Source organism: Paenibacillus tyrphae, assembly GCF_000722545.1.
GTDB lineage: Bacteria > Bacillota > Bacilli > Paenibacillales > NBRC-103111 > Paenibacillus_G > Paenibacillus_G tyrfis.
Genome location: NZ_JNVM01000024.1, coordinates 70,541 through 91,652 on the forward strand (window position 1 = coordinate 70,541; position 21,112 = coordinate 91,652).

The window sequence follows — 21,112 nt, forward strand, 5'->3', positions numbered from 1 at the left end:
ATGACCCGCCTTCGTCAAGGATTCGGTTCCCGGCCGTTTTCTCTCATCAGCTCCATCATATAGTCCTCCATTTTTCTTTGGACCGGGCACAGCTCCAAAATATCCACCTTATGCTCGACCATCAGACGGGCAATGTCCGGCAAGCACTCCATGTGTTCATAAATCAAAATCAATCCCGGCTGCAAAACGATGTAATCGTAAACAGCCATGTATTGTTCCAGCAGGAAGCTGGCTTTCATGTCGTCGTTCACTCTCAGACGGATATATTGACGCGTCTTGAGCGCCAGCGTATCGTCATCAAGTTCCGCAACGATCGTCCCCTCATGCAATACACCAATCCGCCTCGCGATCGGTTGAACGACGCTTACCACACGGCTCGAAATGACCATTGCCGTCTTACGGCTCTGGGACAAGCTGCCGAGCAAATGGTACATTTGCTGCATCTCCTGTGAGTCGAGCCCGTTAAACGGCTCATCCAGCAGCAGCAATTCCGGCTGATGCAGCAGCGCTCTGGCGAGGCCAAGCCGCTGCTGCATGCCGAACGATAATTTGGCGAAGCGGATATTACTGGCGGCCGTAAGATTTACGTTTTCCAGCGCCTCATCGACGTACCGGCGGGAAGGGACGCCCATCAACATCCGGTGAATGTCCAGATTTTCCGCGGCGGTCAAGTGGGGGACAAATCCGGAAGCTCCTGTCATGATGCCAATTTTTTCGTACAGCCGGGGATTGGTGCGTATCGATTTTTGGCCGAACCATTCGATTTCCCCGCCGGTCGGGTTGACCAGCCCCATCAGCATACGCAGCAGCGTCGTTTTCCCCGCGCCGCTTTTGCCTAGGACGGCATAGATTTCTCCGCGTTGGATGTTTAAATTCACATGATTGATCACGTTCCTGCTTTTATATTTCTTGGTTAATGATGCGGTTCGCAGCACATAGGTCACCGTTTTCACTCCGCGTCCGTCTATTTGACTTCTCTGTCTTTAAACCATTTTACACTAATTCCTGTTATTGCCATACTCAGGACGATAGCCGATACAAGAACGTTCCAATAAACGGTTACCGGAAATAGGTTCTCCCCGCTCTGCGTCAGGGAAAGATAGCTCATATACGTAAATTTTATCGGCCAGGACCAAGGAATAAATGTCCAGTTGCCGTTGCCAAGACTCGTCGCCCCGATAAGGGAGGCGATCAATATGCCTATGGTCCCAAACCCGACGGCAACCGCCCAATTGAATGCTTCCGCCAGCCATAAGGAGATGAACAATAAGGGGAGGGAGGCGATCCAGCCCGCAAGCAATGCGGCCGCTACGGCCCACCACGGCTCGGCGTCGGGAACGCCCAATAAGTTTCCGGCAACGGCAAGCAGAATGAACAGCCATAAAGTGCTGAGTCCCGTATAGATCGCAAGGACAATCATTTTGGCTCCATAAAGCTTGGCAGGCGAAACTTCTCTAACGCGCAAGGCAAGCCAATTGCCGGAAGCAGCTTCGAATTGGGCGGATAACCCGGTAAGAAGTCCCCAACCCAACGGAAACCAAACGCCGTACCAGAGCTGTGCGGCTTGATCCATCATATCCTGAACCAACGTATCGGCGGTTTTCTCCCCATGATGCGGATAAGCATACAGTAATACGATCCCCATAAATGCCAGAGGAGCCAAAAACGCAATCCACGGAATGGCCGTTCGCCGATATTTGATCCACTCCGAACAAACGCTCGCGAACATCGGTTAACGGACCTCCCGCCTGTTATACCATAGCATGCCGAAGCCGGTAACAATTCCTGCCGAAACGATCCCCAGGACAACGGCGATTAAGATAAGGGACGGGTCTTGAAGCGGACTATCGGGCTCTAGCGGCAAACCGTTCGTATGAAATTTGAAGAGAGGAATGAGACAGCGGATCGGCCAGGCCCACGGATTCATGATCCAGTAGGGCTGTTCGGACATAAGAATTCCCGAAACGATGCCGATGAAGCCGACGATGACAGTCAATCCAAAGCCGAAGCCGTGAGCAATCCACAGCATGATCGCGATTTGCGCCAATCCCGCGAGCCAGGCGCACAGAAAACCGGTAAGCAAGCTGTCCCAGGGAACGGACCCGGACGCGGCCCAAAAGTTCAAGCCAAATACAAATACGACAAAGACGAAACTGGCGATGAGAACATGAACGGAAGTAACCGCAAATTTGGCGGCATACTGCTTTGCCGGCTGCAGAGGATACGCATTCAGCACCTTTAATGCTCCGGAACGCCTTTCATAAAAAACGGCAAGAGCGGTCAGCAGGATTACGCCGAACGGAAACCCGATAATCGCCCACCAATTATGCACATTCATCAAGATATGTTCCCACGTATTTTCAAGGGGACTGATCATATTAAACGCCATCTGAGCCAAAGCAAAAACCAACGGGCCGCAGACGACGAGCCACGGCGTTAAGGTTCTGCGGTATTTAAGCCATTCCGAATCGTAGTACGCCATCAGCCGACTCTCCCTTCTCCGCTTTCTTCGATATACCGCATAAACAACGATTCAAGATCATCTTTTTCGCTGCCCAGTTTCTTCAAATCTTGAAGCGTACCTTGGTATTGAAGCTGTCCCCGATTGATAATCCCCACTTCCTGTACGATCTGCTCGACTTCGCTAAGGATATGGCTGGACAGAATAACGGTCATTCCCTGTTCGGTAAACGAATGAATCAGGGAACGCATTTCGCGGATGCCCATCGGGTCCAGCCCGTTGGTCGGCTCGTCGAGAATAAGCAGCTTCGGTTGGTTCAGCAGAGCAATCGCGATGCCAAGCCGCTGCTTCATGCCAAGCGAATAGGCGGCCGTTTTTTTATGGGGATTCACCTCGCTCAGTCCGACGATCCGGAGAACTTCGTCAACCCGCTGCTTCGGCAGTCTCAGCAAGCGCTGATGAACCTGAAGATTTTCCCTGCCGGTTAAATGATTGTAAAGTCCCGGCGTCTCAATCAACGTTCCGACACGGGCTAATTGTTGTCGCTGCCAAGGCTCGCCGAACAGCTCGATTGTCCCTGAAGTCGGACGCAGAAGACCGACCAGCATTTTCAGAACCGTCGTCTTCCCGGCTCCATTCGGGCCAAGAAGCCCGTATACGCATCCCTCCGATATGGCTAAGCTGACATCCCGGACGGCATGCTGTCTGCCAAACTGCTTGGTTAAGCCTTCGGTTTTTACGATGTGCCGCATGACGATGTTTCCTCCCTATTTTCTTATTCGATGATTTTATGATAAGCGAGACGTCTTACGGTCCATTAAAGAAAGGCTTACAAAAGTCTTACCTTTCCAAAATGGATGGAAAAAATAAAAAACCGGCCGGATTGTCCGGACGGTCGAGCTTGTTGAGAAAGTAGTGAATTGAGTAATAGAGGTTACGAAGGGGTGGGGTATCCACTTCCGGTCGCTGCTCCACCCCACAAAGTGAAGTTGAATCAGAGAAGCTCAGTCCTAGTACTTTGCGGGGACCCCGGGTCCGCAGGAAATTTTGATTTGAAGCCGCTTCGCAGCGGATATTTCCCGCGGACAAAGGCGAACGCTATCGCTCCTCCAGTGCATACCCCACCTCCGTTTGCATCTCTAATTCAGCCAATAACCTCTTTCTCAATACTCTGAACCGTCCGGATTGTCCGGACGGTTCTTCGGCGCTAGGCGATTAAAAAAGGATAATCCCATGTCGGTTCTGTACGTAGCGACAACGATAACAGGGTCAGAGCGATGCCCGGCGTTCCGTCCAGCAAGCCGGCTTTTTCAATCCCTTGGGTGATTTCCAGATCCCGGAATCCCAAAGGCGAATCGGGTTCGTAGTATTGGAACACGATATCCGAAAGCCGATCAACGTAACCCTTAAATCGCTCCTCCCCGGTATCCTGGGCCATTCTTAACGTCATTTGCAACAGTCCGCAATGGCCGTGGCAAAACGTTGGGCCGTCCAACCTCCATTGCTCTTCCGGTCGGGCGAAGATGGAATCGAACCCGCGCACCCCCCAGCGGCACAAAAGCTCGTCGCCAAGAGCTCTGCCGGCCAGAAATAACGAACGGGCAACGCCGGCGCTCCCGTAACACCATGCGTCTCTCGTCCGTTGCAGCTCCCCTTCTTGAGCCGTTTCCTGCTCGAAGGAAATCACGCTGGGCCAGAAATGTCCGTGTTCTCCCATCGCCGCGTGATCCATCAGCCATTGCGCGATACGCCGCATCGCCGTTCTTTGATCCTTCACCTCGACGCCTTTTTGAAGCGCAAGGCTCATGAGAGCAAACGGGCCCGGAATGCCGTGAGCTAATCCGCAATTAAACGATCCGTTGGGAAAGTTCACTTTGTCTTGATCCGTAAACTGGTATTTTTGCGGAACATACCATCCGGGAACGGAATAACCGTTCACCTCGATCGGATAAGTCAACTCGACCAGATACTCCAATATCGCCGTTAGAGCGGAAGCGGCTTTGTCGTTATGTTTCCATTCCAGCAAATAGCGGCCCGTTCCCGTCAAGCCCATAATAACATCGTAAAATGTAGGCGAAACGCCCCGCTCCGTCTCTGCAGACTGTCTGAAGTCTTTGACCATATCCAATACCCCGTCCGCGATCCGCTCATTCAGCTCCGCCATAAATCCCGTATACCGCGTTCCTTTTCGCGATGCGGACATCACGGCGAACGCCGCGCCCGCGAGTCCGCAAAACATGGATATATTCGGGCAGCCTTTTTGCCTCAAGCCTTCCTGCAGCGCCAATAAATGACTATGGGCAACGAGATCCCAACCCTCGTCGGGGGCCTGTCGGTCCCATTGCGTAAACAGAAGGATGGTCCCGGGGTAACCGGCCGCCAAGGCGACGTCGTCCCACGGGTGGCCGCCCAGCATGGAAATGTTGCCGGGGGCGGTCACGATTTGTTTGACCCGGGCCGGGTCTTTCAACCGCTTTGCCAGTTCCAAGCTCAAGCTTGCGGCCAATTCGCTGTTCGCCGTTGTGCATACCCAATCCTTCGCAGCTTCCATGTCCGATCCCGCCTTTATACGATATTGGTATAATCCCGCTGCTCCGCAGCCTGCCGAATATAGGTATCCGCTTGAATACGATAAAGCTTGGCATACGTTCCGTTGTTGTTCATCAGCTCGCGATGCGTACCTATCTCAACGACTTCCCCCTGATGGAGAACCATAATCTTGTCCGCAAATGCGACGGAGGATAACCGGTGAGAGATAAAGATACCGATGCGGCCGTTGACCAGCTCGCGGAATCTTTCGAACACTTCGCGCTCGGCCTGCGGATCGAGAAATGAACTGGGTTCATCGAGAATGTAAACATCGGCGTCTCTCATAAACGCTCTTGCGATGGCCACCCGCTGCCATTGTCCGCCGGACAATTGATAGCCGTCCTCAAACCAACGGCCGAGCTGGGTATCGAACCGCTTGGGCAGCTTTTCGATGAAAGCATCGATGCCCGCAGCCGAGGAAGCTTGCCATAATTTCCGCTCATTATCCATTTCTTCAATGTTCCCATATCCGACGTTATGGCGCAGTGGCATTTCATATTGTACGAAATCCTGGAAAACGGCCCCGATTCGCTCCTGATACGCGGAAAGGTCGTAGGCTTGCACAGGCAGGCCATTGACCAGAATTTGTCCCTGACCGGCCGTATACAATTGCATCAACAGCTTGATTAGCGTCGATTTTCCCGATCCGTTGTGCCCGACAATAGCCAGCGATTCTCCCCGCTCCATGGTAAAGCCGATGTGCCTCAGGGTAGCCTGATTTTGCTCCGGATAGCTAAAAGATACATCCTTGAATTCGATTCTTTCGATCCGAAGAACCGGCCTGTCTTCAGGTTTATCCGGAGCAGGAGCATCCTTGTCCCGCCTTTCCGTCCTGCCTGCACGAATATCCAAAAAAGCAAACAATTGCTCCATGTATAGATTGCTTTGACACAAACCCAGCACTTGTTGAACCATACTTTGCGATTTGCTCTGGATCTGGGTAATGGCCTGAATAATGCCGACCACATTCCCAAGCTGAATTTGCCGCTGAAATGCTGACCAGAATGCCAAAAATAGGATCAATGAAAACATCCCTAAATCAATGAATTGAAAAGTAAACGTGAGCCCTGCCTGCTTGCGGGCCAGCCGTCGGTCTTCGCGCAAAAAGCCTTCCACGATTTCCCTGTATTTTGCAATCAAATGGCTTGCGAAATTATAAAGCTTAACTTCTTTAAAGGAGCTGTCCCGGGTCAACAAATAGCTTAAATACCAGGCCGTCCGGGACCGGTCCGCCCGCTTCCAATTGACTACAAATTGCCGCTGTCCGAATCGTAAATAGAAGACAAACGAAACCAACGGGATGAGGAAAAGCAGAAGCGCCACCCACCATTTCCACACCACTAAAATCGCCGAAATCGCGGCCAAAGAAACCAGATTGCTGACGATGCCAAACATCTGTTTGGTGATCTGAAAGGGCAGATGTCCGGAATCGTTCTGGACTCGCTTCAGTTGATCCTGCACCTTGGCATTTTCAAAATCGGACAACGTCAGGCTGGCCGCCTTTTCCATCACCTGTAGGTTTATCGAGTTGGAGAGCTTTCCTTGGAACAGCGTTTCCACATAACTTTGCAATGAGGAGGACAACAACGTGCACAACATCACGCCGACAAAAAAAAGAAAAGAGCCGACCATCTCATCCCAGCTTGACGTAAGGCTGTTGATTAATTGCTGGGTTGCCCCGATCGATAGAGCCGGTAAAAAGCCTTGTATTAAATTTAGCGACGTCATGGCGAGAAGATAAAATGGGGAAGCCTTCCAAAGCAATTGAAACACGCGGGGCCAATAGCCAAATGAGCGAATGACGTTAGGAACGCTGATCATATCCATAGTTTCGGTCCGGTTGTCCGGCATTACGTCTCCCCCTTTATCATCCCGCAAGGCGCCGATTCGCTTATTTCACATGCTTCCAATATTGAAGAAGGCTATCGAGCGCATGGCCGGCAAAAGCCAACGATTTTTTTTCCAGCTCCTGATTGATCCCCAACAGTCGGTTGCAATGCATATGCATGAGGCTGGAGATGATATTCGGCGTTTCGTTCCACAGCCTTCGGTTCAGGTTTTCCTCCGCAACCCGTTCCCCATAGGCGCGTAAAGCGGCGGATCGGTGTGCGAACGACTGCAGGATCGACTCCCCGCTAGGCCGTTGTCTCAACTCCTGCCACTGATCGGAACCGAGAACGCTTATCAGCTCCCGCCGCCAAGGCCGATAGTCGTCCCGATAATCGTTTTTATCGATCATTCTGTTCAGTACGTCCAACTGCTCGGAATAGTTCATCCCGAACTCACTCATGATCTGGATCGCGCTTACGGCGGCAACCACATAATTCGGCCACTCCAATGTCGTATAACGCAGCAAACGAATCAAAGACGCGGCGGTCCTGCTATCGCCAAAAAATACCCGCTCCGCATCGGAGATGCAGGACGGTCCTCCGTAACGCCCCACTTCCCGTTCATACGTATCAACCGACAGTTTCTGGATCAGACCTTCTTTCATGCAAGCGTTGGCCCAATCGTGCAGCGAGGGCAATAATTTCCCGAGCAATACGTGCGGCTGTCCGTGAAACCGAAGCCGGATATGAGGATCAGGGTCTTTGTACCTCATGTAAAACCAGGAATCGGCAAGTTCATTCCGCAAGGCCGCCTCGGCAAATTCAACAATGGCGCCCGCAATGATTTCATCCTGACGATCCTCCCCGCCATACAGCTTCACAAATAACCAGTCGCTTCCCGGAAGCTTCGCCAGCTCTTCCTTGGAACACGTTTTGACGATCGGGGAGATCGGAACGGAACGGGAGGTCTTTTGCCGTTTCTCAAGCTGAACTACGCATTCCATGCTATAACGGCCCCCGGCTCCGGAGACCCAACGCTCTTCGAACGAGCCTGTCATTTCGTGAAGAACGACGTGCTGATTCGCCAGCAGTTCTTTTCGCACTTCGTCCATAAATTGTTTATTCTCCAAATCCAGCAGAATGCGATGATCCGTAAACACCATGTAAACGTAGCGCGGGACCATCCATTCGTTCTTCCAGGCGGTGAATCGGTCATGCCACTCGCCATCGCTCTCCACCTTGCCGGCGGTTGAAACATTATGCGGATACAAGTTCCATTTCGCAGGAGACAGTATGGTCCGGCCGTAGCGCACGCGGGGTAAAAAAACAAACTGCTCCAGCCTCCCCCATTCGAACGGCTGCCAGGTTCGGACGCCTTCAAAGGAGAGCTCGCGCATAAACCGATATACCGGCGGAGATTGTTGAAAATTAAGCATATGTCCGGCCGTTACAACCACTTCCTTGCCCAAGGAAGCCGATTTGAGATACAACCTCTCCGCTGTGGCGCTGACAAGAATGTCATCCAGCTTCAGGGGAATCTTTCCTGCGGCGCTATTCGTTCCGATCGCAATTTCAACATCGCGCAAATTCGGCGCAAGCATCACATTGGCTGTTCTCCCATATTGGGGAATATAGGAAGCCTCGACAAAGACCGCATCGGGCCGGGATTGTTGTTGACGGCTTCGGATTTGCCACAGCTTGTCCCGGGTTTCGTCGTCAAACATATCGAGAAACCGACCGAAGGTGGACCCGGCCTCAAGAGACCCCGGATTAGGCCCCAGCGCCAGCGTATACTCTCCCTTGTCGATCGACTCTGGTGACGAAGCCATGACTTCGAAATATACCTCGATCGAATCGGGAGCCTCGTCCGCATCGCTGTCCCCATCCGCCAACCGCTCGATGAGCTCGTCCGTCAATTCAATTTCCATTTCACGATGGAACAGAGCGCCGGCAAGCTTGTCCATGGTCAGACGTTCCCATTCGATAGCCCGCTTTGTTTTTTCGGAAGGTTCCTCTTTCCTGCTGAATGGCGAGACCAGATAGGAAGCCGGAACGCCGAGTCCCGTCTCCTCGTTCAACAATTCCAGTATAGGCACGTCGCAGCAATCCCCGTACTTCTCCAAGAAACGGGTATGGTACTCTTTTAAATGGGCAAAACCGCGTTGAGACTGGGAAAGCCGCCATAAGATTTCACCGACTCGCGCCGCTTCTTCGCCGATCGAGCGGTTGAGCTCGATCTTTTGCGAAGAGAGTGCCAAATCGACTTGAACGACCGACGCGGTCTCTCCGTGCTGTCGCATGAGCTTCGTGAGATCCCTGTACAGCTCCGTTCCTTCCCCCAACGGACAGGCGTCGTATTCCTGAATCAGGGTTCGCACATGGGATAACAGCCGTTTCTCTTCATCCGCGCCTTGTATAGGCTCAAGCCTCTCGATTACATAGTCTAGGGGGGAAACTCCCGTCAACGGAGGCCGAAGCTCGCTGATTAAAAATTCCTTCGTAAATAAGGTCCATACAAAGTCGGCAATCACCTGCTCGTCCGTGCCTTCCTTTCCATATCGGGACGCCAAGCTGCGGATCAGCTCTTCGAATTTCACCGGATGATCGGCAAGCTCCAACGCGTACACCGCCGGGGGAGTCGCCCGGACGGATATCTTGTTATCGTGTCCGTTTTCCGCCTGTTTGGCCTGTCCCGACATTGTCGGATAAAGCAACTCCAGTCTTCCGCCGGTACATTGAACGGCATGATTTCTTATCACCCGAAGCTGCCTGACGACCTCCGGGCGCCGCTCCAATTGATGAACCACCTGCAGCAGCCATTCCATATCCGGTCTTGTCCGCTTCCGGTAATATTCGGGGGCATTCAAGCGGACATCGGTTGTATCGGCCAGGCAGCCGACGGCTACGCCCGCAAATAGACCGAATGGGGTCGGTCGCGTCGACATGCGCGATATATATTTCAAGGCGCTTGATGCCGCCTGCTTTGTCTTCCTTTCATCCGTTCGCCGCTCCAAATGCGGGAGCGCTTCATATAAGCTCGGGCTGGCTACAGCGATCGCTTCGTTTACATAATCGGTGTCAAGCAACCGCTGCAGCGAGTCTATGTAAAAATCCCCTTCGCGAATCGTCCGAAACGACTCCAGCGGCAATAATGGCATGCGCATCATAACAAAGGGTAGGGCCGTAAATAAAGAACCGAATCGGGTGAGGGATGGATCCGCGAGCAGTTTAGCCATATTCATCCGTCCTTATCGTGGGAATATACTGAACCAAGTCACTTGTGCATTGGGAAGAAGAGAAGCAAGAGCTGCTTCTCTTCTTTTGCATGACCGGCTTGGTTTACTTACAAGGTGCTTTGTAGGTGCAGTTAAACGCGCAGCTTGTACACAGCGTAGCTGTCGGATTGCAGCCCGGCGTGCAGAGAGCGACGCTTGTGACTTGAGGTTCGACGGATGATTGCCCTTTCAATACTTGGACATCCAATTCAAAAATATTTTGATTTTTGTCTGTCATTGCGGTACCTCCTTTCCCTGCTTTGATTTTGAAGGTTAACCATCCCCGGTGTGATTCTTATCTTACTATTTCCATTATTGTTGCATAACGTAAAATGTAGAAAAATTCATTTGCCTGTTTCTGCAATTTGGCGGATTGTGATTGCAAGCTCCTTATTTCAGGATCAGCTCAACGACTTCGTTTTTGACATAGCCTTTTAAAACGCCCTTTAATGCCGCCCCCACTCTGCTCTGTGCGTCCAGCTTGATCAAGATGCTGCTTACGTAATAAGAAACCGTTCGCTCACTAATGTGAAGTTGTTTGGAAATTTCCTTGTTTGTAAGCCCTAAGGCAATAAATTCAAGCACCTTTTCTTCCTGAGGGGACAGGCAGTTGCTCTCCGCTTTTTTGTAATTGGAGATTTTGAACTTTTTGCTGACCATCAAGATCGATTCATAGATTTCATGCATCGTTGTATCTTTGGTTAAAAAAGCGGCCGCACCCGCTAAAAGCACCTTGTCTTCTAAAAAAAAGCTTTCATAAGCGGAGTAAATCATGATCTTCAGGTTCGTAAAAGCTTTGCACATCTTTTCAATAACCGATAACACCTTTTCTTGTTCCAGATTCAATTCAAAAATTAAAACGTCCGGCCGAAGGCATTGAATTAGTTCGAAAGTTTCTTTCTCCGATTCATACTTTTCGCTAAAGATGCAAAGGTCCCGCTGATTGCTAAGATACGTCGTCAGCCCCAATAAAACGATTTCCCTGAACCCTAAGATTAAAATGGTTACATTTTTCATGGCTTGCCTGCTCCTTTAAGTAATTGGTATGCCGGGACCGGCCTCCGCTGCAAGCTTGTCCTTCGCATCAAGCCAAGCATGAGGGGATACCGATCCGGCGCAAATTCCCCTAAAAACACGGCCAAACAAAAAGGTAACCTTGGTTCGACGGTATCCCGACTATTCGGGAACGCTTCATCCCCTCATCCGCTTTCCCCCTTTTTTCCTTCCCCCGGCAGCCAATTGACTCGTTTGCGCATTGGTATATGGTATTATTATACAATATTTATAATATATTACACAATTTAATATATTTACAATTTAGCTGTTTTGGACAAATTTTTTTTACTTTTATCACGCCGGCATCATCCGGCTTTGGCACGATTTTTGCTTATTATCAAAGTGAAAACGATTGATGGAGGTGCTCGCGATGAGCGTACCGATGATGGACCCGCAAAGCAAAGCAAACGTTCCCCCTCTCAGCAGCAAAAGGCATTGGAAAGACGTCGTCGAACTGTGGAAAGACGTGACGGAGGAACAGTGGAACGATTGGCTGTGGCAGTTGACGCATACGATCCGCACCTTGGACGAGTTGAAGCAGGTCGTCAATTTGACGCCCGAGGAAGAGGAAGGCGTGCGCATTTCGACGCAAACGATTCCATTGAATATAACGCCGTATTACGCTTCGCTTATGCACCCGGACGATCCCCGCTGCCCGATCCGCCTGCAGTCGGTGCCGATCTCCGCAGAGCTGCTGAAGACGAAATACGATCTGGAGGACCCGCTCCACGAGGACGAAGATTCCCCGACGCCGGGCTTAACCCATCGTTATCCAGACCGGGTGCTGTTTCTGGTGACGAATCAATGCTCGATGTACTGCCGTTACTGTACACGTCGCCGCTTCTCGGGCCAAGTGGGCATGGGGGTTCCCAAGAAGCAGCTGGACGACGCCATTGACTACATCCGCCGCACGCCGGAAGTCCGCGACGTGCTCCTGTCCGGGGGCGACGGTTTGCTCATCAACGACAATATTGTGGAATATATATTGAAAAATTTGCGGGCGATCCCCCATGTCGAGATTATCCGGATCGGCACGCGGGCTCCGGTCGTCTTCCCGCAGCGCATTACGGAAAACCTGTGCAACATCCTGAAAAAGTACCATCCGGTATGGCTGAACACGCATTTCAATCATCCTCTGGAAATTACGGCCGAGGCAAAGCAGGCTTGCGAAATGCTGGCTAACGCTGGCGTTCCGCTCGGGAATCAGGCGGTCATTCTGGCGGGCATTAACGACAGCACGCATATTATGAAAAAGCTCATGCACGAGCTGGTCAAAATCCGCGTCCGCCCCTACTATATTTATCAATGCGATTTGTCCGAAGGCATCGGTCATTTCCGCGCGCCCGTGTCCAAAGGGCTGGAGATTATCGAGGCCCTGCGCGGCCATACTTCGGGCTATGCCGTCCCGACCTTCGTCGTCGACGCTCCCGGAGGCGGCGGTAAAATCGCGCTGCAGCCGAACTATCTGATCTCGCAAAGCCAGGACAAGGTCATTCTGCGCAACTATGAAGGCGTTATCGTCGGATACCCGGAACCGAAAAATTATGTCCCGGGCCGCGCCGACGAATATTTCAACGAAATTTACGGCATCCAACAAGTGCCGGCAAGCACCGGAATTATCGCCCTCATGAAGGACGAAAAATTCAACCTGGTGCCGGAAAACTTGCACCGTATCGGCCGCAGAAAATCGTACGAAGAAGCTTCCGAGCATACCTCGCTGAAAGACCGCCGGCAAAAGCGGGATGAAATGAAGGAGAAGCTGATCAAAGCGGTGAAGCAGAAGGAGGATGCTTCGGGCGCAGAGGCGTGAGGCATTTGCGATAGGGGGAGTTTTGGCGGCTCCCCCTTAGGGCGCTAGGTAGGCGGGGGCCGTGCAAGGATTTTGGCATGCGGAAGTTTGTGTGGTGGGCTGCTATACATGCCTTTTTGGGGGCTGGTATGGCGCAGCACGACGGGCGGTCAGCCCCCGGCGAGAACGTCCAGGCAAGCGAAACAGCCCTCGCGCATCCCCCTAGGGAGCGTCGAGGGCTTTATTCGGGCTGTGGCAGGTAGTAGCCGCGTCCCTGGGTCTCGGGTCAGCCCTTGTTCGAAAATTTGTTGATTCGCGGCGCGTTTATCAGCTCTTCGTAACGGAACTTGCTTCCCAGCGCAAAGAAATCATTCAAATAAAGTGCCTCTTCGATTCGCTGCGACATGCTTTCGGTAACGTATTGTCCGCAATTAGGGCAGTCCAGCGCCGGAGCTTCCAGAATCTGCACCGCCGTTTTCCCGTCCGGCGCGACCCAATAGCAATCTTTTACACTCTCGCGGATCGGTTCCGCATCGCACCACATACATTTCATCGTTCATTCTCTCCCCTCTTCAGGTTGTCATTATTTTTACCATATGGTATATAAGCAAAGTTGATGCCAACTGAGGATTGGGGACGAAATATCCTTACAGACCGGATGGAAGCCATATAGCGCCGCAAAATCTTTTGCACTTTGCCATCGTTTTGCAGCAAAACTTTTTGTCCGCCGGGAGAATGGACGTGATCCTCTCTCGCATTGGCCCTGTTTTTGCTTTAAACTTAGGGATGGACGGATTTGCGAAGACTGCTTTCCTGCGGAAAGCTTGGCCCATGCTTACGAAGATAGTTTTCCTTTGGAAAACTAAGCCTATGCTTACGAAGTCAGCTTTACGAAGTCAGCTTTTCTACGAAAAGCTCTGAGGAGGAAAAAAATGCTGGAAGAACAAGCTTACTATACCAATCATGTTGAGCAAGGATGCGATTACGAGATGCATGTCTGCCTCGATTTCTTTAACAAACGAATACGGGTAGATGATTACCGGGGAAATATCGATGCTATTTACGGGCGGATGTGCGAGCTTGCCAGCCAGCATGCATTAACCAAAGCCTTCGTCAAGTCGCGCGAAGAAGATTGGCCTGCCTTTTTATCTAAAGGCTGTATGCTCGAAGGGATTTATAAGGGCTATTTCCTTGGCAGCGATGCGTACTGCATGGCTGTTTATTTCGATCTGGAGCGCCGGACCAGCGATTATTGGATCGAGGAGGATCAGATTTTGGGGCAAGTGCTTCAGCTCCCCTTGAAACCAGAACACCCGCAGATCCCCGCAGACTGCACGCTGCGCATCGCCCAGCCGGAAGATGCCGAGGCACTTGCCGCTTTGTACGGCCAAGTGTTTCAAACGTACCCGACCCCCATGAGTCAGCCTTGGTACGTCGAGAAGGTCATTCGGGAGGGCAACGTCTTTTATATCGTGGAACAAGCGGGTCTGCTGATCAGCGCCGCCTCGGCGGAAATTAACGAAGCGTACCGCAATGCGGAAATTACGGATTGTGCTACGCTCCCCGCTTACCGCAAACTTGGGCTCATGAGAGTGCTCATTTTTGCTCTGGAGGAAGAATTGCGCAGTAGGAGCATCTATTGCGCCTATTCACTGGCGAGAGCCCTTTCGTTCGGCATGAATGCCGCCCTCGGGCAGATGGGATACCGTTACTACGGCAGACTGACGAAAAGCGTCGAGATTTACGACAAATTCGAGGATATGAATCTGTGGGTTAAAGACCTTGCGCAGCAGGAAGAAGGCCGGAACGACAACTAGCCCCCACAGCTCCTTACAATGACCAACAGGAATCCTGCCCTGCCATTCCAGCGAGGATTGCAGGGCCGTCGTGGTTGCTTGGTATTAGGATTCGATTTCAATTTTGTGGTTTAACGTTTTGAACCTCGTCAAAAACTGCTGCTCCTGGTCGGGCGAAATCAGGATACTTCCTTGGGTGTAGGTAATTTCCAAACGGTCTAGCGACAGAGCCGGACTGGAAGTTCCGTTCTTGCTTCTCCGTATCCGCCGTATGGACGAAATCGGGATTCTCCAGCGAAAAGGGCCGGATTTGACGATGAGCGTATCCTGCTGTACCTCATAATTCGTTGTGAACCACGTCCACATGAAAAAAGCGAAAATAAGCAGCAGCACCGGGATAATGATCCAGAATTTCAACAAAATGCTAAGCACCGCCAAAAAAATCAGGGCAATAATAAGCCCCCAATGGATAGCCGCAAAAACGCCATCCTTCTTACTTCCGAATTTCTCCATAGCCCACCTCCACGCATCCCTATTTTATTAAAAAATGTAATTATATACAGCAATTTTACAATTTACCTATTCATATAAAATGACGCATGTGATTGCTCGACATGGCCTTAAGGGCTTCCACCAAAACAATCTAGGGTAACGGCTGCAAACTTCCGACCATCTCATACCATGTAACCCTCTCCCCTAAGCTCCATCCCCAAAATCGATTGAGCCAAGTCCACATGCTTCTTATCCAGCTTCACGTGAACCTGACCACATCTACGCTTCTTAAGAGCGGTTTTTTCGCATTCACGATACATTCTACAGATATTTACATTTCCCTGTATCTATGTAAAATTATTAGAACCAAAACCCATTATGCCGTATAGTGTATGTATCTTCTTCCATCTTCGGAGGCTAACCATGAGTCAAACTACACTGATTGTCATCATTATCGATTGTTTGTTCGTAACGATTGAAGCCATTCTATTAGAGATGTTCAAGTCACGCCTAGAAGGTCCGATTGCGCAGCACACGAAAAGTTGGAATCAAGTTCGGGGAAGAAATAAAAAGAAAATTAAAAACTACAGGTTTCATCAAACTTACTATGCCTATAACCAGATCGAAACCCAAGAATTAAAAGAAATCCGTATCTTACTTAAATCGTATGATACTGAAACAACGTATTTTCAAATTGCTGTCGATCTTTTCGTAAAATTTATATTACCTGTGGGCACTTTTATTTTAGGAGTTTTCGTTTCCACTACGAATAATTTTCTTTCGATTCAAAGCAAAAATGGATCTGCCTCGTTATCTGATGAAAGCAGCATTAATGAGTTATTTTCATCGATTTTTGTATCTTTTGCTCCAATCGCTGTTATTGTAACTTCTTTGTTTTTGCTATCTATCGTACAGAATTGGTGCAAGCATTATCGGAAGAAGCGGATTACACAACACTTATTAATTATTGATCAGATCTTGGAGGATAGAGAGGATTAGCAGTGGCTTCGTAAGAAGCAGTGTTCCGCTATTTCTAGAAGGACCATTTAGGATCGTCCCCTATCTTTACCGATAGATAGTGCAAAATTTTATTTATTCGGAGCAAAAGCTTTTTTACACATTCCTCGGTCGGCGGACTTGTGATGAAGCTATCGTAATGATTGGCAAGTTCAAGGATAGAGTATAAAAATAGCTCCGTATCCAAGCAATCAAGTTATTTACGAGGTTACAGTTTACTAAATTTAGAAAAATATAAAACAGAGGTAGATCACAATATCTGGATCTACCTCTGTTTAATTCAAGCCTCTGCAAAAATTTGACGCCGTCTCCTCTGAACCAATGATGATGTTGAACTGCTTTCAGAGCAGGTGATTTCAATCGGTAAATATCCGGCGCTTGATGAATACTTTTCCTTTTTAGACCTTCCCCAACACCTTACCGACTCCGGTTAAACACCACCAGCTTCAGCTCCGTCAATTCCTCCACCGCGTACTTGATGCCTTCGCGTCCGACGCCGCTTTCTTTCACGCCACCGTAGGGCATGTGATCGAGCCGGAAAGTCGGAATGTCGTTGATCATGACGCCGCCGACATGCAGCTTATCGATTGCGTTCATGGCGGTGTGCAGGTTGTCAGTATAAATCCCCGCTTGGAGCCCGTAGACGGAATGGTTGACCCAGTCTACCGCCTCTTCCACCGAGCGGACCCTGTTGATCAGCACAATCGGAGCGAACACTTCCTTGCACGACACTTGTGCGTCAGGAGGAACGTTCAGCAGCACCGTAGGCGCAAGAGTCCCGCCTTCGGCCGTTCCGCCCAGCGCCACGCTTGCCCCCTGTTGCTCGGCTTCTTGAATCCATGCCACGGCCCGCTCCGTTTCCCGTTCGGAGATCATAGCGGACACGTCCGTATCCGCATCCAGCGGGTCTCCAAGCTTGAGCTGCTTGGCCGCTGCGACGAATTTTTCGACAAATTCGTCATACCTATCCTCCAGGACGTACACCCGCTGCAAGGAGATGCAGACTTGGCCTTGGAACGAGAAAGCGCCCGTCACACAGCGCGCAATAATGGAATCGATCCGGGCGTCGCTGTCCACGATAACCGCGGAGTTGGAGCCAAGCTCCAGCGTGACTCGCTTCAATCCGGCTTTCGCGCGGATGCTTTTGCCGACGGACGGGCTTCCCGTGAACGTAATGACATCGACGCGGGGATCCTCGACGATTTTATCGCCGATGACTCTGCCGGCGCCGGTGACGACGTTCAGCGCGCCGGCCGGAAGTCCGGCTTCCATGAACAGCTCCGCGATGAAGAACGCGGATAACGGCGTCTGGCCCGCAGGCTTCAGGACGACGGTATTGCCCGCGGCAATGGCCGGGCCCAGCTTGTGAGCGACCAGATTCATCGGGAAATTGAACGGAGTGACCGCCCCGACCACGCCCAGCGGCTCTCTCACAGTATAAGCGAAGCGACCTTCCCCTCCGGGAACAGCGTCCATCGCCAGCGTTTCGCCGTGAATCCGCTTCGCTTCCTCGCCGGCCAGCTTATACGTTTGGATCGTCCGGTCCACCTCGATCAAAGCGGCTTTGATCGGCTTAGCGGCTTCCAGCGCGATGAGGCGGGCCGCTTCTTCGCGGCGCTGTTCCAGCAGGCGGGACACGGTTTCCAGAATACGGGCCCGTTGGTGGGCCGGCATGCTTCGCATGACTGGCTTGCAGCGGACCGCCGCTTCGATCGCCAGTTCGGTCTCAGTGAGGTCAGCCGAAGCGATTTCGGCCAGCTTCTCTTTGGAGTACGGCGAGTACAGCGGGGTGTAGTTTTTCGTCTCAACCCAAGTTCCGTCGATGAATGCATGCTTTTTCATGAAGTAAATCCGCCTCCTTATGCGATACGATCAGTCCGCCTTACCCGCGCCGGCTGATACGGCGCTCAGCTCTGCCATGGCCTCGCTGATAATGTCGAGCCCTTCTTGCAGCTGCTCCTCCGTAATGACCAGCGGGGTCAAGAAACGGACAATATTGCTGTGGACTCCTGCGCCGAGCAGGACCACTCCTTTTCGATAACAAGCTTGCAGCAAAGCTGCAACGAACTCTTTCGCCGGCTTGCCGGTATCCGGATCGACGAACTCTACGGCGCACATCGCGCCTAAGCCGCGAATGTCTCCGATGATTTTAAACTCATCCTGCAGCTTGTGAAAATGATTGCGGATCGTTTCGCCGATGACGCGCGATTTTCCCGGGAGGTCTTCGCGCTGCATCATCTCGATCACGGTCAAAGCCGCGGCGCAGCCGAGCGGGCTTCCGCCATAGGTTCCGCCGATTTCGCCCGGGTTCGGGGCGTCCATGATCTCCGCTTTACCAACGACGGCGCTGATCGGAAGACCTGCGGCGATCGATTTGGAAAGCGTGATAAGGTCCGGCTCGATATCGAACAGCGTCGAAGCGAACATTTCTCCGGTCCGGCCGAAGCCGGTCTGAATCTCATCGGCAATAAACAAGATACCATGCTTCTTGCAAATCTGAAAGACGCCCTGCACAAACGATTTTGGCGGAACGATGAAGCCTCCCTCGCCCTGCACCGGCTCCATAATGACCGCCGCCAGCTCTTCCGGGGCGACCTCGGTCAGCAGAAAATCCTCGAACTGCTTCAGGCAAAAGTCCCCGTACTCTTCTTCGGTCATCGATGCGGGACGTTGGTACGGATACGGAAAAGGCGCTTTATAAATTGCCGGGGCATACGGCCCCATTTGGTATTTGTACGGCTTCACTTTGCTCGTCAAGGACATGCCGAGCAGGGTACGGCCGTGGAAGCCGCGGGTGAACGAGACGATACCCGTTTTGCCCGTATATTTCCGGGCGATCTTCACCGCGTTCTCAACCGCCTCCGCGCCGCTGTTCAAGAGCACGGTTTTCTTCGCAAAATCGCCCGGGGTGATCTCGGCGAGCTTTTCCGACAAAGCCACATAAGGTTCATACATCCCCACATGGAAGCACGTATGAATGTACTTTTCCGCCTGCGCCTTGATGGCGTTTACGACTTCGGCCGGGCTGTGGCCCGTATTGATGGTGCCGATCGCGCCGACGAAGTCCAGGAACACGTTGCCGTCCACATCGTACAGCAGCGCCCCCTGCGCTCTCTCGACAAACAAAGGATGGTTATTGCCGACTCCCTTGGATACCGTTTGCTGTCTGCGCTCCAGAAGCGCTTTTGTCTTCGCTCCCGGCAATTCGGCTGCAACCGATACGAATTTACGTTGGGCTGTCATTGGGTTGTTCCCCTTTCGGCTTGAAAATAAACATGAGAGATGAGGTCCCTTACCTTACCGTACCGCAAAAAAACGCCAGTTTAACCGTTCGTTTCGTCCAGTCCGCACCATTGGATAAGCGTCAAAGCAATGATTTCCGCAGCTTCCGTCACTTTTTCCAGCTCGATATATTCGTTCGGGTAATGAGCGACCTCCGTAACCCCCGGCCCGAACACGATAGCAGGCGTCTTGCCCGCTTGGGTCAGCAGGCCGCCGTCGGTTCCCCACGGGGACGCTTCGATGACCGGCTCCGTCCCGGCGACCTTGCGGTACTGCTCCGTCAAGGTGTGCATGAGCTCGTGCTCCATGTCCATCGACCCGGGAATCCAGCGGGCGCCGAACCATTCCAACACGGGAGCGTGCTCCTTGAACCACGGGTCCTGCTCGGCAAGCCGCTCCAGCCACTGCTCCATCTCCAGCTTCGCTTCCTCGATCGTTTCTTCAGGCGAGACGCCCATCCGACCTTCTAAGCGAACGAGATCGGGAACCGAGGACGGCCAGTTGCCGCCTTGGATGACCCCGATGTTGATCGGGATCGGAATCGGGGTATTTTGATAAAGCGGATCGGTGATCCGGGCGTTGCGCCTCTCCTCCAGCGCTTGAATGTGGCGGATGACGAGCATGCTTTTCTCGATGGCGCTGACTCCCTCATACCGGGTACCGCCGTGCGCCGCTCGGCCCTTCACTTGAATCCGAAACCACATCGAGCCCTGCTGCTTCGGAAAAATACGCATATTCGTCGGCTCCGGGATGATTGCCGCGTCGGCCTGGTAGCCCCGCATCACGGTCGCGAGCGTGCCAGCCCCGCCGCTTTCCTCCTCGACGACGCTCTGAAAGATGACGTCGCCTTTCAATCGGAGACCCAGCCCTTGAATCGCTTGGATCGCCAGCAGCAGCGAGACGTTGCCGCCTTTCATGTCCGTGACGCCGCGGCCGTACATTTTGCCGTCCCGGATTGCACCGCTGTACGGATCGTCCGACCACTGCTCGCGCTCCCCCTCCGGGACGACGTCGATATGGCCGTTCAGAATGATCGACTTGCCGCCACCGGACCCGCGCAGAATGCCGACCACATTCGGGCAGTTATCGAAATCCGGCCGCGAGGAGCAAAAGTACGGATGCTTCTTCAAAGCTTCCCCGTCCAGCTCCCATACGTCGACCTCTAAGCCCATCTGCTGCAGCTTCTCGGCGACCAAAGCCTGCGCCGGCGCTTCATGGCCCTGCGTGCTTGGCACCTGCACCAGCCGCTGCAGGAAGGCCATACCTTCCTCGCTGTTCGTGCGCATCCACTGCTTAATCCGTGCTTGGAGCTCTGACATGTTACTCCTCCTTGTGCGCAGATAAGGTGAAAAGGAGAGTGCTGTGCGTGCGGATCATTCTTCCGATCGCTCTTGTCCCCGGATTCTTTCATTCAATAACCCATTTAGAGGTTAGAATCCGGAGACAAAGGCGACCGCTGCGCTTCTCCAGAATGATTCCGCTCGCTCCGCTCCTCATTTCACCGAACCCCCAAAAATATCAACCCT

At 52.1% G+C, this 21,112-nt stretch carries 17 protein-coding genes; 3 read left to right on the forward strand and 14 right to left on the reverse strand.

Translation table 11 applies throughout. From position 1 onward, the window contains the following. Window positions 1–14: 14 nt before the first annotated feature. From ET33_RS26450 to ET33_RS26485, 9 genes are all read right to left on the reverse strand, one after another. Window positions 15–953, reverse strand: coding sequence for an ATP-binding cassette domain-containing protein (locus ET33_RS26450; protein WP_051775644.1), 939 nt, complete (start codon window positions 951–953; stop codon window positions 15–17). 11 nt (window positions 954–964) lie between these two features. After that, window positions 965–1,729, reverse strand: coding sequence for an ABC transporter permease (locus ET33_RS26455; protein ID WP_036689280.1), 765 nt, complete (start codon window positions 1,727–1,729; stop codon window positions 965–967). Window positions 1,730–1,732: 3 nt separating this feature from the next. Next, the gene (locus tag ET33_RS26460) at window positions 1,733–2,482 is read right to left on the reverse strand and encodes a lantibiotic immunity ABC transporter MutE/EpiE family permease subunit (RefSeq protein WP_036689283.1); all 750 of its coding nucleotides are present in this window, start codon (window positions 2,480–2,482) and stop codon (window positions 1,733–1,735) included. Then, window positions 2,482–3,213, reverse strand: coding sequence for a lantibiotic protection ABC transporter ATP-binding subunit (locus ET33_RS26465; RefSeq protein ID WP_036689287.1), 732 nt, complete (start codon window positions 3,211–3,213; stop codon window positions 2,482–2,484). Before ET33_RS26465 ends, ET33_RS26460 begins: the two co-directional genes overlap by 1 nt. A 455-nt stretch (window positions 3,214–3,668) precedes the next feature. Next, complete coding sequence (locus tag ET33_RS26470; protein ID WP_051775646.1) at window positions 3,669–5,012, reverse strand: lanthionine synthetase C family protein; 1,344 nt, start codon at window positions 5,010–5,012, stop codon at window positions 3,669–3,671. A gap of 14 nt (window positions 5,013–5,026) precedes the next feature. Beyond that, window positions 5,027–6,901 carry an ABC transporter ATP-binding protein gene (locus ET33_RS26475; protein ID WP_036689292.1) on the reverse strand — a complete coding sequence of 625 codons (1,875 nt, stop codon included), beginning with the start codon at window positions 6,899–6,901 and terminating at the stop codon, window positions 5,027–5,029. 40 nt (window positions 6,902–6,941) lie between these two features. Then, window positions 6,942–10,115, reverse strand: coding sequence for a lantibiotic dehydratase (locus ET33_RS26480; protein ID WP_036689297.1), 3,174 nt, complete (start codon window positions 10,113–10,115; stop codon window positions 6,942–6,944). Window positions 10,116–10,218: 103 nt separating this feature from the next. Then, complete coding sequence (locus ET33_RS37790; protein WP_081890515.1) at window positions 10,219–10,392, reverse strand: gallidermin/nisin family lantibiotic; 174 nt, start codon at window positions 10,390–10,392, stop codon at window positions 10,219–10,221. A 152-nt stretch (window positions 10,393–10,544) separates the two neighbouring features. Further along, the gene (locus ET33_RS26485; RefSeq protein ID WP_036689306.1) at window positions 10,545–11,171 is read right to left on the reverse strand and encodes a response regulator transcription factor; all 627 of its coding nucleotides are present in this window, start codon (window positions 11,169–11,171) and stop codon (window positions 10,545–10,547) included. Between the two features lie 424 nt (window positions 11,172–11,595). Between ET33_RS26485 and kamA the strand changes: the two genes are divergently transcribed. After that, window positions 11,596–13,020, forward strand: a complete 1,425-nt coding sequence (kamA, locus tag ET33_RS26490) for a lysine 2,3-aminomutase (protein ID WP_051775663.1) — start codon at window positions 11,596–11,598, stop codon at window positions 13,018–13,020. Window positions 13,021–13,285: 265 nt separating this feature from the next. Here kamA and ET33_RS26495 read toward each other — a convergent pair whose 3' ends face one another. Next, window positions 13,286–13,552, reverse strand: coding sequence for a YokU family protein (locus ET33_RS26495; RefSeq protein WP_036689312.1), 267 nt, complete (start codon window positions 13,550–13,552; stop codon window positions 13,286–13,288). Between the two features lie 379 nt (window positions 13,553–13,931). Between ET33_RS26495 and ablB the strand changes: the two genes are divergently transcribed. After that, window positions 13,932–14,816, forward strand: a complete 885-nt coding sequence (gene ablB / locus ET33_RS26505) for a putative beta-lysine N-acetyltransferase (RefSeq protein ID WP_036689318.1) — start codon at window positions 13,932–13,934, stop codon at window positions 14,814–14,816. Between the two features lie 84 nt (window positions 14,817–14,900). On the opposite strand, the gene ET33_RS26510 is transcribed toward ablB, so the two are convergent. Then, window positions 14,901–15,308: a PH domain-containing protein gene (locus tag ET33_RS26510; protein WP_036689321.1), complete on the reverse strand. Its 408-nt coding sequence runs from the start codon at window positions 15,306–15,308 to the stop codon at window positions 14,901–14,903. 402 nt (window positions 15,309–15,710) lie between these two features. On the opposite strand from ET33_RS26510, the gene ET33_RS26515 reads away from it, so the two are divergent. Next, window positions 15,711–16,286: a hypothetical protein gene (locus tag ET33_RS26515; RefSeq protein ID WP_036689324.1), complete on the forward strand. Its 576-nt coding sequence runs from the start codon at window positions 15,711–15,713 to the stop codon at window positions 16,284–16,286. Between the two features lie 435 nt (window positions 16,287–16,721). Here the strand turns inward: ET33_RS26515 and ET33_RS26520 are convergent, their stop codons facing one another. From ET33_RS26520 to ET33_RS26530, 3 genes are all read right to left on the reverse strand, one after another. Beyond that, window positions 16,722–18,146: an aldehyde dehydrogenase family protein gene (locus ET33_RS26520; protein ID WP_036689327.1), complete on the reverse strand. Its 1,425-nt coding sequence runs from the start codon at window positions 18,144–18,146 to the stop codon at window positions 16,722–16,724. A 30-nt stretch (window positions 18,147–18,176) separates the two neighbouring features. After that, window positions 18,177–19,547: a 4-aminobutyrate--2-oxoglutarate transaminase gene (gene gabT, locus ET33_RS26525; RefSeq protein ID WP_036689331.1), complete on the reverse strand. Its 1,371-nt coding sequence runs from the start codon at window positions 19,545–19,547 to the stop codon at window positions 18,177–18,179. 80 nt (window positions 19,548–19,627) lie between these two features. After that, complete coding sequence (locus ET33_RS26530) at window positions 19,628–20,905, reverse strand: peptidase (RefSeq protein ID WP_036689335.1); 1,278 nt, start codon at window positions 20,903–20,905, stop codon at window positions 19,628–19,630. Window positions 20,906–21,112 lie beyond the last annotated feature (207 nt).